Here is a 20159-nt window from a genome sequence, read left to right on the forward strand (position 1 = left end):
CTCCGAAACCAAAGAGCCGGCGGAGGACCGCCGGCTCGATGAAAGGCGCAGCCGCATCATGCGGCCAAAGGCGCCTAGTATATAAACCCTTTGGGGTTTACTTCATCTGCTGGGCAGCGAAGTCCCAGTTGACCACGGCCCAGAAGTTCTCGAGGTACTTCGGACGCGCGTTGCGATAGTCGATGTAGTAGGCGTGTTCCCAGACATCGCAGGTCAGCAGCGGGGTCTTGCCATCGCGCAGTGGGTTGGCGGCGTTGGAGGTGTTGACGATCTCCACCGAGCCATCACTGTTCTGCACCAGCCAGGTCCAGCCGGAACCGAAGTTGCCGACTGCGGATTCGTTGAATTTCTCCTTGAAGGCATCGAACGAACCGAAGGCACTGTTGATCGCATCCGCGAGCTTGCCGGACGGTTCGCCGCCGGCGTTCGGGGCCATGCAGTTGAAGTAGAAGGTGTGGTTCCAGACCTGGGCGCCGTTGTTGAAGATGCCGCCGGCCGGGGCCTTCTTGATGATGTCTTCCAGCGAGGCGTTTTCGAATTCGGAACCCGGCAGCAGGCCGTTCAGCTTGGTCACGTAGGTCGCGTGGTGCTTGTCGTGATGGTATTCCAGCGTCTCGGCGGAGATGTGCGGCTCCAGCGCGTTCTTGGCGTAGGGCAGATCGGGCAGTTCGTAGGCCATGAAAGACTCCTTGTACGGTGTCGTGAGAAACTGAGACGGCAGCGCGCCGAAGCGGGAGCGCTGCTTAACAGGACAACGATAGTCACGTTGCCCGGGCGATGCAATTCCCGATGATGCCGGTTGGTTTTCACCCGGGCGGATTTCCCACAAGACGAGGCGCATGGCGGATACCGACGAGACGGGGCAGGAAGGCGAAGCGGCGTCGGCGAAGGGCTCGACGGTGAACTGGCGCGCCCGGATCGGCCTGATGCTGGGCCCGGCGATCTTCGTGCTGTTCCTGCTGGTGCCGGCGCCGATAGGGTTCGATCCGGCGGCGTGGTGGGTGCTGGGGCTGACGCTGTTCATGGCGACCTGGTGGATCAGCGAGGCGTTGCCGCTGCCGGTCACGGCGCTGCTGCCGATCGCGATCCTCCCGGTCCTCGACATTACCTCGATGGAGGACGCGACCGCGCCCTACGCGAACCCGATCATCTTCCTGTTCATGGGCGGCTTTGCGATCGCGTTGGCCGTGCAGCGCTGGGATCTGCACCGGCGCATGGCACTGGCGATCGTGGCCCGCGCCGGGAATCGCCTGCACATCCTGGTGGGGGCCTTCATGCTGGCCACGGCCGGGCTGTCCATGTGGGTTAGTAATACGGCGACCGCGGCCCTGATGCTGCCGATTGCGTTGTCGGTGCTGGGCCTGATCGAACGGGGCGCGCCGCCACAGGGCCAGGGGATGAATGCGGAGTCGCGGCGCCCGGCGCTCGCGCTGCTGCTGGGGATCGCCTTCGCCGCGAACATCGGGGGCATGGCGACCATCATCGGCTCGCCGCCGAACGCGCTGACCGCCGCCTATCTCGGGGATCGCCACGGGATGGAGATCGGCTTTCTGGAGTGGATGACTCTGGGGCTTCCGCTGGCGGCGATCCTCCTGGCCCTGGCGTGGTGGCTGCTGACGCGCTGGGTGTTCCCGGTGCACCGGGTCGAACTGAACGGCTTGCGCGCCCTGCTGGACGAGCAGCGCGCCACGGTCGGGCGCTGGTCGTCCGCAGAGAAGCGCGTGGCGGCGGTGTTCGTGCTGGTCGCGCTGGCCTGGCTGACAAGGCCGCTGCTGGAGGGCTGGTTGCCCATCTCGCTGACCGATGCCGGCATTGCGATCCTGGGGGCCGGTTTGTTGTTCCTGATCCCCTCGGGTTCCGGGGAGCAGCGCCGTCTGCTGGCCTGGGACAACACCCGCGAGCTGCCGTGGGGCGTGCTGCTGCTGGTCGGGGGCGGCCTGAGCCTGGGGGCGGCCATCGAGTCCAGTGGCCTGGCGGAGCTGGCGGCCGACGCCCTGGTGATCGCGCAGACCTGGCCGCTGATCCTCATCATGGCCGGGGTGGCCCTGCTGACCATGACGCTGAGCCACGTAACCAGCAATACGGCCACGGCCGCGACGCTGCTACCACTGGTCACCGCGTTTGCGCTGCGTATGGATGTGCCGGTGCTGATGCTGGCGCTACCCGTCGCCTTTGCCGCTTCCGTGGCCTTCATGCTGCCAGTGGCGACCCCGCCGAACGCCATCGTGTTCGCCAGCAATCGACTGCAGGTGCTGGATATGGTGCGGGGCGGGGCGTTGCTCTCCGTGGTCGCGCTGGTACTGATCAGCCTGGTGGTCTACGTCTTCGCCGAGGCTTTGCTGTTGTAGCCGCCGCGCGGACTCGTTCTGTGGTCGCCGTGTCCCCGGCATTCTTGTGGGGATGAAAGGCCCCCCATGCTCAAGTTCTAGGCTTCGCCGCCGCTAGGGGGGGCGTACGGCCCATTTTTCTTGTTCTAGAGCTGGCGATGACCAGCACATGGAAGGACGCGTAGACATGTTCAACAACATTCGAATTGGCGTACGACTTATGGTCGGCATCATCGGCGTGGTGGTCCTCGCCGTGGTGCTGACCCTGGTCGTGGTGATGAATGCCCTGGGCACGATGGCAGACCGGGCGGAGCAGCGTGAGCTGAACGATCTCGCCGGGCAGCTGGTCGATCGGCTGGATCAGGAGGCCGCACGGGCCACCTCGATGGCCGAGGCCGTGGCGCGCATCCCGGACGTGCAGGAGGCGATGGCGAACGGTGATCGAGATCGCCTTGCCGACCTCACCGTCCCAAGCTTCGAATCGCTGAACGCGGATTACGGCGTGCGCCAGTATCAGTTCCATACGCCGCCGGCGACCTCCTTCCTGCGTGTGCATCGCCCGGACCGTTACGGCGATGACTTGTCCGGCTTCCGCCAGACCGTGGTCGACACCAACGACCGTCGGGCGCCGATCTCGGGCCTGGAAGAGGGCGTCGCCGGTCTCGGTATCCGCGGGGTAGTCCCGATCGCTCACAACGGAGCGCACGTGGGTTCGGTGGAGTTCGGGCTGTCCTTCGGCGATCCCTTTTTCGAGCAGTTCACGGAAGAGCTGGGTGCGCCGGTTGCACTGTACCTGCGCGATGATGGCCGGTTCAGCCGCTTCGGTGGGACCATCGCAGGGGACGCGACCTTCAGCGCGGCCGAGATGCGCGAGGTGCTTCAGGGCGAGCGCCTGGTGCGCAACGTGACCTACCAGGGCGAACCGATGGCGGTGATCGCACGGCCGGTGCTGGACTTCTCCGGTGATGCGGTGGGCGTGCTGGAGCTGATGGTGGACCGCAGCGCCTACGTGACGATGACCCGTAATGCTACCGGCACCGTGGTCATGGTCGGCGTGATTGCCGTGGGCCTGGGCGCGCTGCTGGCCTGGTTCCTGACCCGCAGCATCGTGCGCCCGCTGCGCCAGACCGTTGCGCGCCTGGACGACATCGCCAGCGGCGAGGGCGACCTGACGCGCCAGCTGGAGGTGTCCGGCCGGAACGAGCTGGGCGATCTGGCGGTGGTGTTCAACCGCTTTGTCGAGAAGATTCGCGTATTGATCCAGCAGGTTGCGGCCGGGTCCGATCAGGTCGCCGCCGCGTCCACCGAGCTGTCCGCGACCAGCGAGGAGACCAACGAGCAGGTGCGCCGTCAGAAGGCCGAGACCGACCAGGTCGCCACTGCGATGAACGAGATGACCGCCACCGTGCAGGAAGTCGCCCGCAATGCGGCGGATGCGGCGGCGGCCGCGCAGACGACGGACCAGGACGCCGTGGCCGGTCAGCAGGTGGTGCAGAAGACGGTCGCCGCGATCAACGGCCTGTCCAAGCAGGTGGACAATGCGGCCGACGTGGTCACCCGCCTGTCGCAGGATGCCGAGCAGATCAACAAGGTCCTCGAGGTGATCGGCGACATTGCCGACCAGACCAACCTGCTGGCGCTGAACGCCGCGATCGAGGCGGCCCGCGCCGGCGAACAGGGCCGCGGCTTTGCCGTGGTGGCCGACGAGGTGCGCACCCTGGCCAGCCGGACCCAGGACTCGACCCACGAGATTCAGCAGATGATCGAGCGAGTCCAGAGCGGCACACGCGAGGCGGTGCAGGCGATGGAAGATGGGCGTTCCAAGGCCCACGAGAGTGTCGAGCAGGTGAACCTGGCCGGCGAATCGCTGAACGCGATCACCCAGTCGGTCACCCGCATCAGCGACATGAACACGCAGATCGCCAGCGCCGCCGAGGAACAGTCCACCGTGGCCGAGGAGATCAACCGCAACGTGGCCAACATCACCGAGGTGCTGGACCAGACCGCGGCGGGCTCGGAGCAGATCCGCAATGCCTCGGAGGAGCTGTCCAAGCTCGCCTCCCAGCAGCAAGAGCGCGTGGGTCAGTTCAAGGTGTAGTCCCGGCCGTCATTCGGCCTTGCAGGCCCGCCGTACCCGGTCATCCACCGGGCCGGCGGGCCTTTTTTGTGTCTTTGGTGGGAGCGGACCTGCCCGCGAGATCCCAGTCTATGGCGGAGATGGCGGGGGCCGTTCGGTCGTGCCGCTCAGCCTGTCGGGCCGGGCTCCAGCCCCAGGCCGATGCGCGCCAGTCGGGCGGCGCCACTGGCGGCATCGTCGTCGTCGGCTGCGGTCACGGGCAGTCCCAGGATCCGGCTGCGGATGCGTGTCCAGACGGGGTTCCGGGCGCCGCCACCCAGGGACGCCACGCGTTCGACGTGCGGGGCGCCCAGCTCGGTCAGGCGTTGGTAGCCGTCGCGTTCCACCCGCGCAACCCCCTCGAACAGCCCCTGGAGGAAACACGCATCGTCCTCGGGCCGGGGCGTGAGACGGGGCTTCAGTTCGGGGTCGTTGACCGGGAAGCGTTCGCCGGGGCGGGGCAGGGGGAGATAGTCGAGCCCGCTGTCGGTCTCGGGGTCGATCGTGGCGCTTAGCCGCTCCAGTGCCGCATCGTCGAAGTGCTGGCGCAGCACCGCGCCACCGCTGTTGGAGGCCCCGCCCACCAGCCAGCGCCCCAGCAGCCGGTGGCTGTAGATACCGAGCTCCGGGGCGTAGATCGGTTCCGGCGCCAGCTGCTTGATCACCAGGGTCGAGCCCAGGCTGGTCACGCCGGTGGTGTCGTCGTCCACACCGGAGGCGAGGAACCCGGCGATGCTGTCGGTGGTGCCGGCGACCACCCGGCAGGCCGGGTTCAGATGCAGCGATGCCGCCATTTCCGGGTCCAGCGGGCCTAGCACGGTCCCGGCCGGGACCACCTCCGGCAGCAGCTCGGCGTCGGCGCCCAGCGTCTCCTGAAGCCAGTTTGGCCAGCCGCCCCACAGCGCGTCGTAGCCGAGCTTGAGGGCGTTGTTCTCGTCCATGCGGTCGAAGCGCCCGCGCAGGCGCCCGGCAATCCAGTCGGCCTGGTGCAGGACGCGACGCACGCCGGAGAGCCCCTCGTGGCGACGCAGCCACAACAGCTTGGCTGCCGACGAGCTGGGGCTGTGCACGGCGGAGTCCGCCGGCGCGACGCCGGCCAGCACCGGCAGCATGTCGGTGGCCCGGGCATCGTTGTACATCAGGGCCGGATGGGTCGGGCGGCCGTCGGCATCCAGCCGCAGCAGGGTGGCGGAAGTGCCGTCCACCGCGATGGCGGCGGGCTCGCCGTTCAGATGCGTGGCCGCCTCGCGCAGCAGCTCGCGCACGATGGCCCACCATAGCGCCGGGTTCTGTTCCGCCCGCTGCTCATCACCCCCCACCGACGCTGGCAGCGCCCGGTGTGCGGTGTGAATGCGTGCACCGTCCGGGGCCAGCAATGCGAGCCGGATCCCGGAGGTGCCCAGGTCAATCCCGATGGCGTGCATTGCGGGCTCGGTCAGCCGTTCATGTCCAGCGGGCTGCGGGTCGGCGCCGGCAGTTGCACCGGCTCCGGCGGCGTCCAGCCGGGCTTGCGATGCTCGGCAACCACGGTGGTGTAGACGCCGCCGCGTACGTTGAAGTACGAGGTCAGGCGCATGTAACGCGGGTCGGTCGCCGCCACCAGATCCGCCAGGATGCGGTTGGTGACCGCCTCATGGAATGCGCCCTCATCGCGGTAGGACCACATGTAGTTCTTCAGCGACTTGAGCTCCACGCACTTGCCGTCGGCCACATACTGGATATGAATCTCGGCGAAGTCCGGTTGCCCGGTGGCGGGGCACAGGCAGGTGAATTCCGGGATGCGGATATAGATCGCGAAATCGTTCTCCGGCGCCGGGTTGTCGAAGGTTTCCAGGGTCTTGCTCGGCTGGCTGGGCATGGGTTTGTCGCGTCCTTGGTCGTTCCTGTGGGAGCGGGCCTGCCCGCGAAGCCCCCGCCAAAGCGGGAGGCAAGGAAGGCTTGGCGTGCAGGCGCGCCGCAGGGTTTTGTATGGTTTCGTGAAGCGGTTCGTTTGTCGAACTGGCAGTGGGTCACGGTAAAGGGTTAAGCGTGTACCATTCTAACCCCGAGTTTCCTGACCGCGGATAGCGCCGAACGTGCGACTCGCCCGAATCAAGCTGGCCGGCTTCAAGTCGTTCGTGGACCCGACCACACTCGTCCTCCCCGGCAACCGGGTGGGCGTGGTCGGGCCGAACGGCTGTGGCAAGTCCAATACCATTGATGCCGTGCGCTGGGTCATGGGCGAGTCCTCGGCCAAGCACCTGCGCGGGGACTCCAGCGAGGACGTCATCTTCAACGGCTCCTCCAGCCGCAAGCCGGTGGGGCAGGCCTCCATCGAGCTGGTGTTCGACAACTCCGACGGCCGCCTGGGCGGCGAGTACAGCGGCTACGGCGAGATCGCCGTCAAGCGCGCCCTGACCCGTGACGGGCAGTCCAAGTACTTCCTCAACGGTCAGCGCGCACGCAAGCGCGACGTGGTCGACCTGTTCCTCGGCACCGGTTTGGGTCCGCGCAGCTACGCCATCATCGAGCAGGGCATGATTGCGCGTCTGATCGAGGCGCGCCCCGAAGAGCTGCGCGTCTACCTGGAGGAGGCGGCCGGCATCTCCAAGTACAAGGAGCGCCGCCGCGAGACCGAGAACCGCGTGCGTCATACCCGCGAGAATCTGGAACGCCTGGACGACGTCCGCGACGAGGTGTCCAAGCAGGCCGAGCGCCTGAACCGCCAGGCGGCCACTGCCGAGCGCTACCAGGCGCTGGCCGCCGAGCGCCGGCGCAAGCGCGCCGAGGCCATCCTGCTGCGGCTGCAGGCCCAGGAGCAGGAGACAGACGCCAGCCGCGCCCGCCTGAACGACGCCGAGACCGCGCTGGCTGCGAGCCAGGCCGAGGCACAGAAGGCGCAGACCGGCACCGAGCAGGCGCGCCAGGAGCGCGTCGAACTGGAGGCCGCCACCACCCAGGCGCAAAGCACCTACTACGACCGCGCCGCCGAGGTCTCGCGTCTGGAGCAGTCCATCCGCCACGCGGAGGAAGAACTGGCGCGCGAACAGGCCGAACTGCGTCAGCTGGAACAACGCATCGAGGCGGCCGGCAGCGAGCACCAGGCGGTGGAGGCGCGCATCGCCCAGGCCGAGCAGGAGAGCGAACAACGCCGCGCGGCCGCCGCGACCGCCGAGGCCGAGCGCGAACGCCTGGAGGCCGCCGCCGAAGGCGCCGAAACCGAATACCAGAGCGCACGCGAGGCGCTGACCGAGTGGGAGCGCTCGCTCTCCGAGCCGCGCCAGAACGCCCAGCTCGCGCGCTCGCGCATGGACAACGCCGAGCACCTCCTGAAGCGCGTCGCCCAGCGCCAGGAACGCGTGGAGGCCGAACGCGCGGCGCTGCCGCAGACCCACCCGGGCACCGAGGCGGATCGCCTGGACGCGGAACTGACCAGCCTGCGCGAGCGGCTGCAGAGCCTGCAGGGCGAACGCGACCAGCAGCAGGCCGCGCTCGCGGAATGGGAACAGGCTCAGCGCGAGGAGCAGGACACCCTGCACGCCACCGAACGCGAGGCGCGCGAGGTCGCCGGGCGCCTGGCCGGGCTGGAGCACTTCGCCGGCGAGGACGACCCGCAGGAGACCCGCGCCCGCCGCGAGGCCTGGGCACGCGAGCACGGGCTGGACCTGTCGCGCCCGCTGGTGCAGCAGTTGGAGGTGGCCGAGGGCTGGGATACCGCGGTGGAGATGGTGCTGGGCACCTGGCTGGAGGCCGCCGTCACCGATCAGCCGGAGACGGCGCAGGATCTCCCCGACGCGATGCTGCGCCTGGTCGGCATGGGCCTGTCGCACACGTCGGAGGTGCCGGCGGGGAGCCTGGCCGGGCACGTGCAGGGCTCCCCGGTCGTCACCGCCTGGCTCGCCTCGGTGCATTGCGCGGAGGACGCCGACGCGGCGCGGGCGGGCTTGGCTACGCTGGGGCCGGGCGAGAGCGTGATCACCCCGGATGGCACCTGGCTGGGTTCGGGCTGGGTCGCCCATCGCACGCTGGAGGGTGGCGCCAGCGGCGCGGTGGCCCGGGTACGCCTGGCGCGCGAGCTGCAGGAACGCCAGGAAGAACTGAACACCAAGGTGAATCGCCTGCAGGCCGCGCTGGAAGAACGCAACGAGACCATCGCGGCCACTCGCGCCCGGCGCGAGGCACTGGATGGACAGATCCGCGAACAAAAGGCGCAGATCGACGACCGCGAGCGCCGCGTGCAGCGTCTGCGCGACCAGGCGCGCCAGCTGGAACAGCAGCAGGAACGCATCGACCGCGAGGCGGGCGAGCTGGACGAGGAGGCCGCCCGTGCCCGCGAGCAGTTTGTTGCCGCGGAGGCCGAGCGCAACGAGGCCCTGACCCGCATCGAGACCCTGGAGGCCGACCGCGCCGATCTGGAGGCGCGGGTCGAGGCCGCGCGCACGGCCCAGACGGGCGCCCGCGACGCGGTGCGCGCGGCGCGCGACGCGGCCAACCAGGCGCGCATGGCCGAGCAGGAGGCGCGCCACCGCCTGGAGCGCGAACAGAACGAACGTGGGCGCCTGGAGCGTCAGCGCGAGGACGACGCGCAGCGCCGCGAGCGTCTGGCGCAGGGGCTCAGCGACCGCCAGGGCCCGCTGGAGCAATGGCGCGCGGACCTGCAGACCGCGGCGGAGCAGCGCCAGGCGGCCGAGGCACGCCTGACCCAGGCGCGGGCGGACCTGGAGGCCTGCGACGCCCGGCTGCGCGAGCTGGCGAGCACCAGCACCGAATTGGGCAACCGCGTGGAGGCGCAGCGTTCCACCTGCGAGGAACTGCGCCTGGACCTGCGCGAACGCTCGGTGCAGATCGAACAGCTCAAGACCCAGTTCCAGGAAGCCGGCTTCGCCGTCGAGGCACTGGCGCCCGAATTACCGGAGGATGCGAGCGTCCCGGCCTGGGAACAGGCGATCGGCGAGCTGGATCGCAAGATCGAGAAGCTCGGACCGATCAACCTGGCGGCAATTGACGAGGCGCGCAGTCTGGAGGAGCGCTCGCGCTATCTGGAGGAGCAGCACGCCGACCTGATCGAGGCGCTGGAGACCCTGGAGCAGGCGATGCACCGCATCGATCGCGAGACCCGCGCGCTGTTCAAGCAGACCTTCGACCAGGTGAATGCCGGGCTCGGGCACAAGTTCCAGCGCCTGTTCGGCGGCGGCGAGGCGCGCCTGGAGATGACCGGCGACGACCTTCTGGATACCGGCGTCACCATCATGGCGCGCCCGCCAGGCAAGCGCCTGTCGACCATCCACCTGATGTCCGGCGGCGAGAAGGCGCTCACAGCCTCGGCCCTGGTGTTCGCGATCTTCGAGCTGAATCCGGCGCCGTTCTGCATGCTGGACGAGGTGGACGCACCGCTGGACGAGGCCAACGTCGGCCGCTTCTGTGACCTGCTGCGCGAGATGTCGGAGCAGATCCAGTTCATCTTCATTACTCACAACAAGGCAACGATGGCCATGGCGGAACAGCTGATCGGCGTTACCATGCACGAGCCGGGCGTGTCGCGCCTGGTTAGCGTGGATATCGACGCGGCTGTGGAACTCGCCGAGGCCTGACCGTCGGTACCGGAATCAACGAGGTTTTTTTGTGGATTGGATGCGTATCAGCCTGGTCATTTTGGGGATTGTCCTGATCGCGGGGATCTGGGCCGCCCATCGTCTGCGCGCGCGGGCGCAGCAGCGCGATATGGACGACGATGCCGCGGACTGGGGCGACGAGGCCGTGCATATTCGCGCCAGTGACGAGCCGGGCCACAAGCGTTGGTACGAGTCGGCCGAGCCCGGTGACTCTGCTGAACCGGAGGCCGGCTGGGGCGATCCGCTGGACACCGGCCGCAGCGTCCGCACCGGCGGCGCGCGCGAACCCGCGTTCGACGAGCCGCGCATCCCCGGCGCGGCGCGCGAGGAGCGCCACGAGCCGCACCTCGGTGTGACTGCCAACGACGACGAGCCGGATCTGGAATCCGACTACGGGCGGCGAGGCGAGCGCGCCCAGGATATCTACGGCGTCCTCGACAGCGACGACGAGCCCACACCGCCCCCGCCGCATGGGGCGTTCGAGCCGGCGCCCGAGGACCGCCCGGCCCGTGCCCGGCGCAAGGCCTCGCCCACCGCCCCGGTCGAGCGGGCGCGCGAGGCACTCGGGGGGCTGGGTGCACGCCTGCGCTTCGGCATGGATCGCCTGCGTCCGGGCAAGCTCAAGCCGTCGCGCGCCGACGACACCCTGGGCGAGCATCTGGATCCGGACCACGAGATGAACCCGGATCTGATCGAGCAACCGGCGCCGGACATGGAGACGCTGGGCGAATACGTGTCCGAGCCGCGCGTGGTGGGGCGTAATCCGAGGGCCGACCGCCACCCGGCGGAGGAGAAGATCCTGGTGCTGCATGTGGTCGCGCCGCGCAACAAGCCGTTCACCGGCGTCGCCCTGGGTGCGGCGATGCAGCGCGCCGGCATGACGCCGGGCGAGATGGACATCTACCATTTCCACGAGCCGCAGACGGATGCGCGCGTACCGCTGTTCTCCGCCGCCAACATGGTCCCGCCCGGCACCCTGCGCGAGGAAGACCTGGCGGACATGATGACGCCCGGGGTTACGCTGTTTACCCAGGTGCATCGCAGCGCCGAGCCGCAACGCGCCTTCGAGGCGCTGCTGGAGCATGCCCACGTACTGGCACGCGATCTCGGTGGCAGCATCCTGGATGCCCAGCAGTCCACCGCGACCAACCAGACGCTCGCCTACATGCGCGAGGACCTGAGCGACTGGCTGCGCCGTCACCGCCCCGACGTGCTGCGCCGGCAGAGTAGGCGGTGAGCCGTTCGGGGTCGCCTGCCTCGCAGGCTGGCTCGACGGATTCTCCGAAGGCGCGCATCGACGCGCTGCGTCGCCAGGTCGAGCATCACAACTATCGCTACTACGTGCTCGACGACCCCGAGGTATCGGACGCCGAGTTCGACGCCCTGATGCGCGAGCTGGAGCAACTGGAAGCGGACCATCCGGAGTTCGTGACCCCGGATTCGCCGACCCAGCGCGTGGGTGCCACCCCTGCCGAGGGCTTTGCCACGGTTCGGCATCGCCTGCCGATGCTGTCGCTGGCCAACGGCTTCGAGGCGGACGCGATCCGCGACTTCGACCGCCGCGTGCGCGAGCGCCTGGCCAAGCAGAGCGGCGACGCGACGCGCGTCGAGGCGGCCGTCGGCTACATGGCCGAGCCCAAGCTGGACGGCCTGGCCATCAGCCTGATCTACGAGGACGGGCGCCTGGTGCAGGCCGCCACCCGCGGGGACGGCGAGACCGGCGAGGACGTGACCGCGAACGTGCGCACCGTGCGCCCGATCCCGCTGCACCTGGGCGACCGCTTCACCGACGACGCCCCGCGGGTGCTGGAGGTGCGCGGCGAGGTCTTCATGCGCCGCGCCGATTTCGAGCGCCTGAACGCCGGGCTGGAGGCTGAAGGCCTGCGCGGTTTCATGAACCCGCGCAATGCCGCCGCCGGCAGCCTGCGCCAGCTGGACTCGAAGGTGACCGCGCGCCGCCCGCTCAGCTTCTTCGCCTACTCGGTGGGCTTCGTCGAGGGCGGGACCCTGCCGGATACCCAGTCCGGCACGCTGGACTGGCTGCAGGGCCTGGGCTTCCCGGCCTGCCCGGAGCGCGAGGTGTTGGAGGGGGTCGAGGCCTGCCTCGACTACTACGAGCGCCTGGCCGCCCGCCGTTCGGGGCTGGACTACGAGATCGACGGCATTGTCTACAAGGTGGATGCCCTGGCGGATCAGCAGCAGCTGGGCTTCATCTCGCGCGCGCCGCGCTGGGCCATCGCCCACAAGTTCCCGGCGGAGGAGCGCACCACCACCCTGCGCAATGTCGAGTTTCGCGTCGGCCGCACCGGCGCGCTCACCCCGGTGGCGCGCCTGGAGCCGGTGCTGGTCGGCGGGGTGATGGTCAGCAACGCCACGCTGCACAACATGGACGAGATTGCGCGCAAGGACGTACGCATCGGCGACCGCGTGATCGTGCGCCGCGCGGGCGATGTGATCCCCGAGGTGGTCGGCCGCGTCGGCGGCGAGCGTCCCACCGATACCCGCGCCATCGAGATGCCCGCGGCCTGCCCGGAGTGCGACTCGCACATCGAGCGCACCGAAGGCGAGGTCGTGGCCCGCTGCACTGGCGGGCTGGTGTGCCCGGCGCAGCGGCGCGAGGCCCTCAAGCACTTCGTCTCGCGCCGCGCGATGGACATCGAGGGCTTCGGCGAGAAGATCATCGAGCAGCTGGCCGACGGCGGCGTCGTGCAAAGCCCGGCGGATCTGTTCGCCCTGGATGCCGAGCGCCTGGAGGCGCTGGAACGGGTCGGGCCCAAGCTTGCCGAGAACCTGGTCAACGCCCTGGAGCAGGCGCGCGAGACCACACTGGCGCGCTTCATCTTCGCCCTGGGCATCCGCGAGGTGGGGGAGGTCACCGCCCGCAACCTGGCCGAATACTACGGCGACCTCGACGCGCTGATGCAGGCCGACGCCGAGGCCCTGCAGGAAATCCCCGACGTCGGGCCTATCGTCGCCGAGCACATCGCCAACTTCTTTGCCGAGCCGCATAACCTCCAGGTCATCCGCGCCCTGCGCGAGGCCGGCGTGCACTGGCCGGATCCGCCCCGGCGCCCGGCGCCGGAGACCGGCGACGCGCCCCCGCTCAGTGGCTGCACCTACGTCCTCACCGGCAGCTTCGACACCATGACCCGCGACGAGGCCAAGGCCGCCCTCGAGGCCCGCGGCGCCAAGATCACCGGCTCCGTGTCCAAAAAGACCACCGCCGTCATCGCCGGCGCCGATCCCGGCTCCAAGGTCACCAAGGCCGAATCCCTCGACATCCCCATCCTCGGCCCCGACGACCTCGCCCAGCTCCTAACCTGATGAACGGCGCCCCGGTAGGAGCCGCCTCGGCGGCGAAGCCCCCGCCAGAGCCGGCCCCGGGCAGGGGCGTTCGCCTGCAAGCAGGCTCCTACCGGGGGTGTTCGTGCACGGGGCTGCCCCTGTAGGAGCCGCCTTGGCGGCGAAGCCCCTGCCAGCCTCAACGTTGCCACCAGCGCCTGATATCCTCGAACACGAAACGGAATAGCGAAGGAGGTCCCATGCCACGGAAGGCACAAGGGCATCGCCTGCGAAGCGGCCGGTTCAGCGAGCCGGGGCGCATCTACCTCGTCACAACGGTGTGTGCGCGCCGGCGGCGATGGTTCGCAGATTTTGCCCGGGCCCGTTGCTGTGTACAGTCTTTGCGAGAGGTTGAAGATCTCGTCACGACTTTATGCTTCGTGGTCATGCCGGACCACCTGCACTGGCTGTTGCAACTGGACCACGGCGAACTCCCGGTGGCGGTACAAAAGGTCAAGGCAAACACCACCCGCCGCATTGGACGCCTCGAGGGCACGCGATGCCACATCTGGCAGAAGGGCTTCCACGATCGCGCATTGCGCCGGGAAGAGGATCTCCCGGCAGTCGCCCTCTATGTGGTCGCCAACCCGCTAAGAGCGGGACTGGTTCACAACCTGGGTGATTATCCGCTGTGGGATGCCATCTGGCTGGAATGAGTGGTTGAATCAGCCCTGGCAGGGGCTTCGCCGCCAAGGCGGCTCCTACGGGCCACCCCTGTGCACGAACACCGCCCCTGTAGGAGCCTGCTCGCAGGCGAACGCCCTTGCCAGCATGGAATGATGACAACCCCTTCGGCGATGAGTGCATTTTTATGACGGTTTGCTTATGCTCCGCTCGCCGCGATGGAGAGCGGCAGCGTCCGGCACATACACTTGCTGTAGTGTAATTCAGGCGGTTTTTGTGGACGGGAGAGTTGGGCGAGACATGCCGGAACGGTGTTGCAGATCATGCTGAGAAGGGGCCTGGAAAGCCTGTTCAAGCTGCCGCGCTCGAAGAAGCGCTGGCTGATGGTGCTGGCGGATATCGTCATGCTGCCGTTGGCGTTGTGGTCCGGCTTTGCGATCCGTCTGGCCGAGCCGTTCCCGCCGATCATGTTCGAGACCTGGTGGCTGTTCCCGCTGGTGGTGCTGATTGGTATCCCGCTGTTCGTGAGGCTGGGGCTTTATCGGGCCGTGGTGCGGTTCATGGGGGCGCGCACCATCTGGGCCGTGGGTTCCGGAGTGGTGATTCTGGCACTAGCGCTGTGGGCTGCGGCAAACCTGGCGCAGGTCGAAGGCTTCCCGCGTTCGGTGCCGATCAATTTCGCGATCGTTGCCTTTATCTATGTTGGCGGCAGCCGGTTCCTGGTGCGCACGTGGTATCGCTCCATCATCGAGGCGGCGGCGGGTGCGGAGCCGGTGGTGGTGTTCGGGGCGGGCGAGGCCGGCGTGCAGCTCCTGTCGGGGCTCAAGGCCGGGGGCCGCTTTCGGGTGGTCGCGTTCGTGGACGAGGACCGCAGTCTGCAGGGTAGTTCGATCGACGGGATCCCCGTCCACAGACCGGAGCGCCTGGAGCGCCTTGTGTCGCGTTTCCGGGTCAGACGGATGCTGCTGGCCATTCCGTCCGCGACGCGCCAGGAACGCCGACGCATCCTGGAACAGCTGGAACCGCTCCCGGTGTACGTGCAGACGGTCCCGTCGATGGAGGCGGTGGTCTCCGGGCATGCGAGCCTCGAACAGTTGGAAGATGTGGACATCGCCGATCTGCTCGGGCGCGACCCGGTGCCCCCGGACCCCGAGCTGCTGACCTGCAGCGTGCGTGGGCGGGTGGTGATGGTGACCGGCGCGGGCGGCTCCATTGGCTCCGAGCTGTGCCGGCGCATCATCCGCCTGGAGCCGGCCGCGCTGATCCTGTTCGAGCGCAACGAGTTCGCGCTCTACAGCATCGAGCGCGAGCTGCAGGAGTACTCGGCGCAACTGGAGCAATGCCCGGCCATCCACGCCGTGCTGGGCTCGGTGGCCAACGCCCGCCGTGTGGCCTCTGTGCTGGGGGCGCATGGCGTGCAGACGCTCTACCACGCAGCGGCCTACAAGCATGTGCCGATCGTCGAGGCCAACCTGATCGAGGGCGTGCGCAACAACGTCTTTGGGACCGCCGTCCTGGCGGAGGCGGCGCTGAACGCGGGCGTGGACCGCTTTATCCTGATCTCCACCGACAAGGCGGTGCGCCCCACCAACGTGATGGGCGCCACCAAGCGCCTGGCCGAGATGGTCCTGCAGGACCGCGCCCGCGAGCAGCGCGGTACGATCTTCAGCATGGTGCGCTTTGGCAACGTGCTGGGATCGTCCGGCTCCGTGGTGCCGCTGTTCCACCAGCAGATCCGCGATGGAGGCCCGGTGACGGTGACCCACCCGGAGATTACGCGTTACTTCATGTCCATCCCCGAGGCGGCCGAACTGGTGATCCAGGCCGGCGCCATGGCCGAGGGAGGCGAGGTCTACGTCCTCGACATGGGCGAGCCAGTACGCATCGTGGATCTGGCGCGGCGCATGATCCACCTGCACGGGCGCCAGGTGAAGGAAGACGGCGTGCCCGACGACGGCGTGGAGATCGTGTTCACCGGCCTGCGTCCGGGCGAGAAGCTCTACGAGGAGCTGCTGATCGGCGATAACGTCCAGACCACGGGGCATGCCCGGATCATGCGCGCACGCGAGGACTGCGTATCGGCGCAGGACCTGCACACCGCCCTGCAGCAACTGGACCGGGCCGACCGCGAGATGGATGCCGAAAGTGCCTGCCACACCATCCGCGAGGTGGTGCCCGAATACGCCCCGGTTGACCATCCGCCTCAGACGCGCGCAGCTGTGTAGCGAGGCCGTTAGCTCGCCGTGCTCGCGGCCCTCACTGAAAGGCTGATGGTTGGGTATCCTTCGGTCTTGTAAGAGTGGGCCCGATGGCACCACAGCCGCTTTCAAAGGCCGGCCATGACCGTCACTCGGGCCGGCGATCGACAACGCAGAAAACACGAAGGACCCAGGGATGAAAATTGCAGTCGCCGGAACCGGCTACGTCGGGCTCTCCAACGCCGTCCTGCTTGCGCAGAACCACGAGGTCGTCGCGCTCGACGTGTTGCCGGAGAAGGTCGACCAGATCAACCGCAAGCACTCCCCGATCATCGATGTCGAGATCCAGGACTTCCTGGAGAACCGCGCGCTGAACCTCAAGGCCACGCTGGACAAGCAGGAGGCCTACGCGGACGCGGACTTCGTGATCATCGCCACGCCCACGGACTACGACCCGCAGACCAACTACTTCAACACCTCCACGGTGGAGTCGGTCATCCGCGACGTGCTGGCGATCAACCCGCACGCGGTGATGGTTATCAAGTCCACCGTGCCGGTCGGCTACACGCGCGAGATCAAGGCGCAGCTGGAGACCGACAACATCCTGTTCTCGCCGGAGTTCCTGCGCGAGGGCCGGGCGCTGCACGACAACCTGTACCCGTCGCGCATTATCGTGGGCGAGCAGTCCGAACGCGCGGAGACCTTCGCCGGCCTGCTGGCCGAAGGCGCGGCCGCCGAGGACGTCCCGATCCTGTTCACCAGCCCCACCGAGGCCGAGGCGATCAAGCTGTTCGCCAACACCTACCTGGCCATGCGCGTGGCGTACTTCAACGAGCTGGACACCTACTCCGAGACCCACGGCCTGGATACCCGGCAGATCATCGACGGCGTCTGCCTGGACCCGCGCATTGGCAGCCACTACAACAACCCGTCCTTCGGCTACGGCGGCTACTGCCTGCCGAAAGACACCAAGCAGCTGCTGGCCAACTACCACGAAGTGCCCAACAACCTGATCAACGCCATCGTGGATGCCAACCGCACCCGCAAGGAGTTCGTGGCCGACGCCATCATCCGGCGCAACCCCAAGGTGGTCGGCATCTATCGCCTGGTCATGAAAAGCGGCTCCGACAACTTCCGAGCCTCCGCCATCCAGGGCGTGATGAAACGCATCAAGGCCAAGGGCATCGAAGTCGTCGTCTACGAGCCGGAACTCCCGGAGGACGAGTTCTACCGCTCCCGCGTCATCCGCGACCTGGACGAGTTCAAGCGGATCAGCGACGTGATCGTCGCCAACCGCATCCACGAAGACATCCGCGACCAGTCCGACAAGATCTACACCCGCGACCTCTTCAACAACGACTGACCAAAACCACCCCGTCCCTGTAGGAGCCCAGCCCCCTGGGCGATGGGCCTATCCAACGCCCCAATCGCCGAGAGGCTCGGCTCCTACAGGTCCCGGGGCCATAGCGTATGTAGGAGCCCAGCCCCCTGGGCGATAGGGCCTATCCAACGCCCCAATCGCCAAGGGGCTCGGCTCCTACGAGTCCCGGGGCCATAGCGGATGTAGGAGCCCGGCCCCCTGGGCGATGGGCCTATCCAATGCCCCAATCGCCGAGGGGCTCGGCTCCTACGAGTCCCGGGGCCATAGCGGATGTAGGAGCCCAGCCCCCTGGGCGATAGGGCCTATCCAATGCCCCCGTCGCCGAGGGGCTCGGCTCCACGGTTCCCGGAACCATCTCGGATGTAGGAGGACAGCCTCTGGCCGATGGGGCCTAACCGACGCCCCAATCGCCGAGAGGGCTCGGCTCCTACAGTTAAAGGCTAGCTGCGCCGACCCTTCGATACGGCCTTCCGGTCGAAGTGCACCCACCATGCCCGTCATCCCGGCCGAAGCGAAGCGTAGAGCCGGGATCTCCCACGGTGGGGTCGCCCGAACGTGCGAGATCCCGGATAACCGCTGCGCGGTTTCCGGGATGACGGTGGGGTGGGGCGCCTTCCAGCATGACGGTGGGGTGGTGCGGTTTCCGGGATGACGAGGGGGCGCATGATCGCGCGTGCCGCCGTGTGTTTTTGGTCCGGAGGTGATCGTGCCGTACAATGCTTCGATCTCTGCCATACAGTCCTGGGAGGCAGGTCGCATGGAACACGAAACGACCAAGGTCACCGTCCGCTTGCCTAAGCAGGACGTCGAGTTCGCGAAGGCCTATGCCAAAGCGCATGGGATCACCATGACCGAAGTGATCGACCGTCACCTGCGCCGTCTTCGGGCGCTCGAGCGCCATGCACCCAGTGCAGAGTTGGACGCGATTACCGGGCTTCTCCCTCCTGACCTGGACGCGGAACAGGCGTACCGCGACCATCTGCTGGAAAAGCACCGCTCGTGATCATGCTCGACCTCAATGTCCTGCTGGACGTGCTGCAAAAGCGGGAGCCGCACTACCGAGTATCGGCAGCGGTACTGGAGCAGGTGATTCACGGTGAAGGGCCAGGAGCCCTGAGTGCTCATGCGGCCAGCACCATCTATTACCTAGTGGGGAGGTATGTCGGCCGCGCCGCCGCCGAACAGGCACTAGGGTGGCTTCTCAAGAATCTTCACGTGTGTTCGGTGGGGCGCGACGAACTCGAACGGGCGCGTTCTCTCGGTTGGTCGGATTCCGAAGACGCGGTGGTGGCAGCTGCCGCTGAACGTGCCGCCTGCTCCTGCATCGTCACGCGCAACGTCAAAGGTTTCGCAGCCTCGCCCGTGCCTGCTCTCACGCCACAGGAGTTCCTCCTGCGCTAAACATCGTCCCGGCCGTACGCTACCCCGGCCCGTCATCCCGACCGTAGCTCACCCACCACCCCCGTCATCCCGGCCGCAGCGAAGCGTAGAGCCGGGATCTCCAGCGGCGGGGGCGCCCGAACGTGCGAGATCCCGGATAATCGCTGCGCGGTTTCCGGGATGACGGTGGGATGGTGCGGTTTCCGGGGTGGCGGTGGTTGGGGCGGTTTCCGGGGTGGCGGTGGTTGGGGCGGTTTCCGGGGTGGCGGTGGTTGGGACAGTTTTGCGGGATGACGGAACTCGGGGAAGTGCGGAGCTCGGAGTGACGAGGCCGGGCACGGTTGCGGGGTCGACCAGGGACAGCGCGCAAGCGCAACCCGGAACACCCTGTGGGAGCGAGCTTGCTCGCGAAGCCCCCGCCAAAGTGCCCCAGCCCAAGCGCCTATCCTGTCCCCGAGCGGATCGTTCGCCAGGCTGTCCAAAGGCAGCCACGCTGCATGCCTTGAGTTGCGTCGCCACCACGAGATCGGGTTGACCGGGTGCTATAATAAGTACCGAAATCAGTACTGGGAGCGCCCATGCACAACGTAATTTCGGCACAGGAGATCAAGCGTCGCGGTATAAGCGCGGTCGATCGGGCATTGGAGAAGGGGCCGGTGCACGTCATCCAGCGCAATCGTCCCCGGTACGTCATCTTGAGCGAGGAGTCCTACCAGCGTCTGTCCGCGGGAGCGGGGGCCCAGGCCCACTTGTGGAGCCGATTGATGGAAGAGGATCTCCCGGTCGTCGCGCCCCGGAGTCGTGGCGAACTCGATCAGGAACTGCACTCGGAACGCGAAGCCTGGTCCGATTGATGCTGGTTTTTCTAGATGCCAGCGCCGTCATCTACCTGCTGGAGGGGGATGAGCCGACCCGGCAAGGAGTTATTGTCAATTCTGGTGTATGAGCACTGAGAGTCAGGCGGCGCTCCGGTCGGTGTTGGATGGCTCGGTTTGCTCGACGCCATCGATGAACTGAACCCCGCGCTCGAGCTTGTCGAGCCACTCGTAACCCCGGAGTCGGCGCCAGCGCTTCTGGGCGCTCTGGCCGAGCTTGAACGTCAGGCTCAGGATGGTGTTGCGGGTCACGCAACCGCGGGTCTTGGCAGTGCGCAGGCGCACGGTGGCGAACGTCGATTCGATCGGGTTGGTCGTCCGGATC

Annotated in this window: 14 protein-coding genes and 1 pseudogene; 11 read left to right on the forward strand and 4 right to left on the reverse strand. The window is 67.7% G+C overall.

Annotated elements, in window-relative coordinates:
- Nucleotides 1-97 precede the first annotated feature (97 nt).
- On the reverse strand, nucleotides 98-679 hold the full coding sequence (locus D578_RS0113345) for a superoxide dismutase (protein WP_018145408.1): 582 nt from the start codon (nucleotides 677-679) through the stop codon (nucleotides 98-100).
- A gap of 160 nt (nucleotides 680-839) precedes the next feature.
- Between D578_RS0113345 and D578_RS0113350 the strand changes: the two genes are divergently transcribed.
- Both D578_RS0113350 and D578_RS0113355 read left to right on the forward strand, forming a co-directional pair.
- Entirely contained in the window at nucleotides 840-2348 is a 1509-nt protein-coding gene (locus D578_RS0113350; protein WP_018950439.1) for a DASS family sodium-coupled anion symporter, read from the forward strand.
- A 166-nt stretch (nucleotides 2349-2514) separates the two neighbouring features.
- Nucleotides 2515-4425: a methyl-accepting chemotaxis protein gene (locus D578_RS0113355; RefSeq protein ID WP_018950440.1), complete on the forward strand. Its 1911-nt coding sequence runs from the start codon at nucleotides 2515-2517 to the stop codon at nucleotides 4423-4425.
- 146 nt (nucleotides 4426-4571) lie between these two features.
- Here the strand turns inward: D578_RS0113355 and D578_RS0113360 are convergent, their stop codons facing one another.
- Both D578_RS0113360 and queF read right to left on the reverse strand, forming a co-directional pair.
- Entirely contained in the window at nucleotides 4572-5867 is a 1296-nt protein-coding gene (locus D578_RS0113360; RefSeq protein ID WP_018950441.1) for an FGGY-family carbohydrate kinase, read from the reverse strand.
- A gap of 11 nt (nucleotides 5868-5878) precedes the next feature.
- Nucleotides 5879-6301, reverse strand: a complete 423-nt coding sequence (queF, locus tag D578_RS0113365) for a preQ(1) synthase (protein ID WP_018650310.1) — start codon at nucleotides 6299-6301, stop codon at nucleotides 5879-5881.
- Between the two features lie 217 nt (nucleotides 6302-6518).
- On the opposite strand from queF, the gene smc reads away from it, so the two are divergent.
- The 9 genes from smc to D578_RS0113410 all read left to right on the forward strand — a co-directional run bounded on the left by smc (nucleotide 6519) and on the right by D578_RS0113410 (nucleotide 19813).
- Nucleotides 6519-10013 carry a chromosome segregation protein SMC gene (gene smc / locus D578_RS0113370; protein WP_018950442.1) on the forward strand — a complete coding sequence of 1165 codons (3495 nt, stop codon included), beginning with the start codon at nucleotides 6519-6521 and terminating at the stop codon, nucleotides 10011-10013.
- Nucleotides 10014-10053: 40 nt separating this feature from the next.
- Nucleotides 10054-11271 (forward strand): cell division protein ZipA, encoded by a 1218-nt coding sequence (gene zipA, locus D578_RS0113375; RefSeq protein WP_026289354.1) that lies wholly within the window; start codon nucleotides 10054-10056, stop codon nucleotides 11269-11271.
- Complete coding sequence (gene ligA, locus D578_RS0113380; RefSeq protein ID WP_018950444.1) at nucleotides 11268-13358, forward strand: NAD-dependent DNA ligase LigA; 2091 nt, start codon at nucleotides 11268-11270, stop codon at nucleotides 13356-13358. The genes zipA and ligA overlap by 4 nt, the downstream gene beginning before the upstream one ends.
- A gap of 218 nt (nucleotides 13359-13576) precedes the next feature.
- The gene (locus D578_RS0113385; RefSeq protein ID WP_026289355.1) at nucleotides 13577-14032 is read left to right on the forward strand and encodes a transposase; all 456 of its coding nucleotides are present in this window, start codon (nucleotides 13577-13579) and stop codon (nucleotides 14030-14032) included.
- Between the two features lie 291 nt (nucleotides 14033-14323).
- Nucleotides 14324-16225 (forward strand): nucleoside-diphosphate sugar epimerase/dehydratase, encoded by a 1902-nt coding sequence (locus D578_RS0113390; RefSeq protein ID WP_026289356.1) that lies wholly within the window; start codon nucleotides 14324-14326, stop codon nucleotides 16223-16225.
- Nucleotides 16226-16394: 169 nt separating this feature from the next.
- Nucleotides 16395-17561, forward strand: coding sequence for a nucleotide sugar dehydrogenase (locus D578_RS0113395; protein ID WP_018950447.1), 1167 nt, complete (start codon nucleotides 16395-16397; stop codon nucleotides 17559-17561).
- A gap of 775 nt (nucleotides 17562-18336) precedes the next feature.
- Nucleotides 18337-18582, forward strand: coding sequence for a DUF6364 family protein (locus tag D578_RS0113400; RefSeq protein ID WP_018950448.1), 246 nt, complete (start codon nucleotides 18337-18339; stop codon nucleotides 18580-18582).
- Nucleotides 18579-18980 (forward strand): PIN domain-containing protein, encoded by a 402-nt coding sequence (locus D578_RS0113405; protein ID WP_018950449.1) that lies wholly within the window; start codon nucleotides 18579-18581, stop codon nucleotides 18978-18980. Before D578_RS0113400 ends, D578_RS0113405 begins: the two co-directional genes overlap by 4 nt.
- Nucleotides 18981-19537: 557 nt before the next feature.
- Entirely contained in the window at nucleotides 19538-19813 is a 276-nt protein-coding gene (locus tag D578_RS0113410) for a type II toxin-antitoxin system Phd/YefM family antitoxin (RefSeq protein WP_018950450.1), read from the forward strand.
- Nucleotides 19814-19915: 102 nt separating this feature from the next.
- Here D578_RS0113410 and D578_RS0113420 read toward each other — a convergent pair.
- A pseudogene (locus tag D578_RS0113420) lies at nucleotides 19916-20159 on the reverse strand (IS256 family transposase); the annotation flags it as partial.

The organism is Thioalkalivibrio sp. ALMg11, from assembly GCF_000377905.1.
Taxonomy (GTDB): domain Bacteria; phylum Pseudomonadota; class Gammaproteobacteria; order Ectothiorhodospirales; family Ectothiorhodospiraceae; genus Thioalkalivibrio.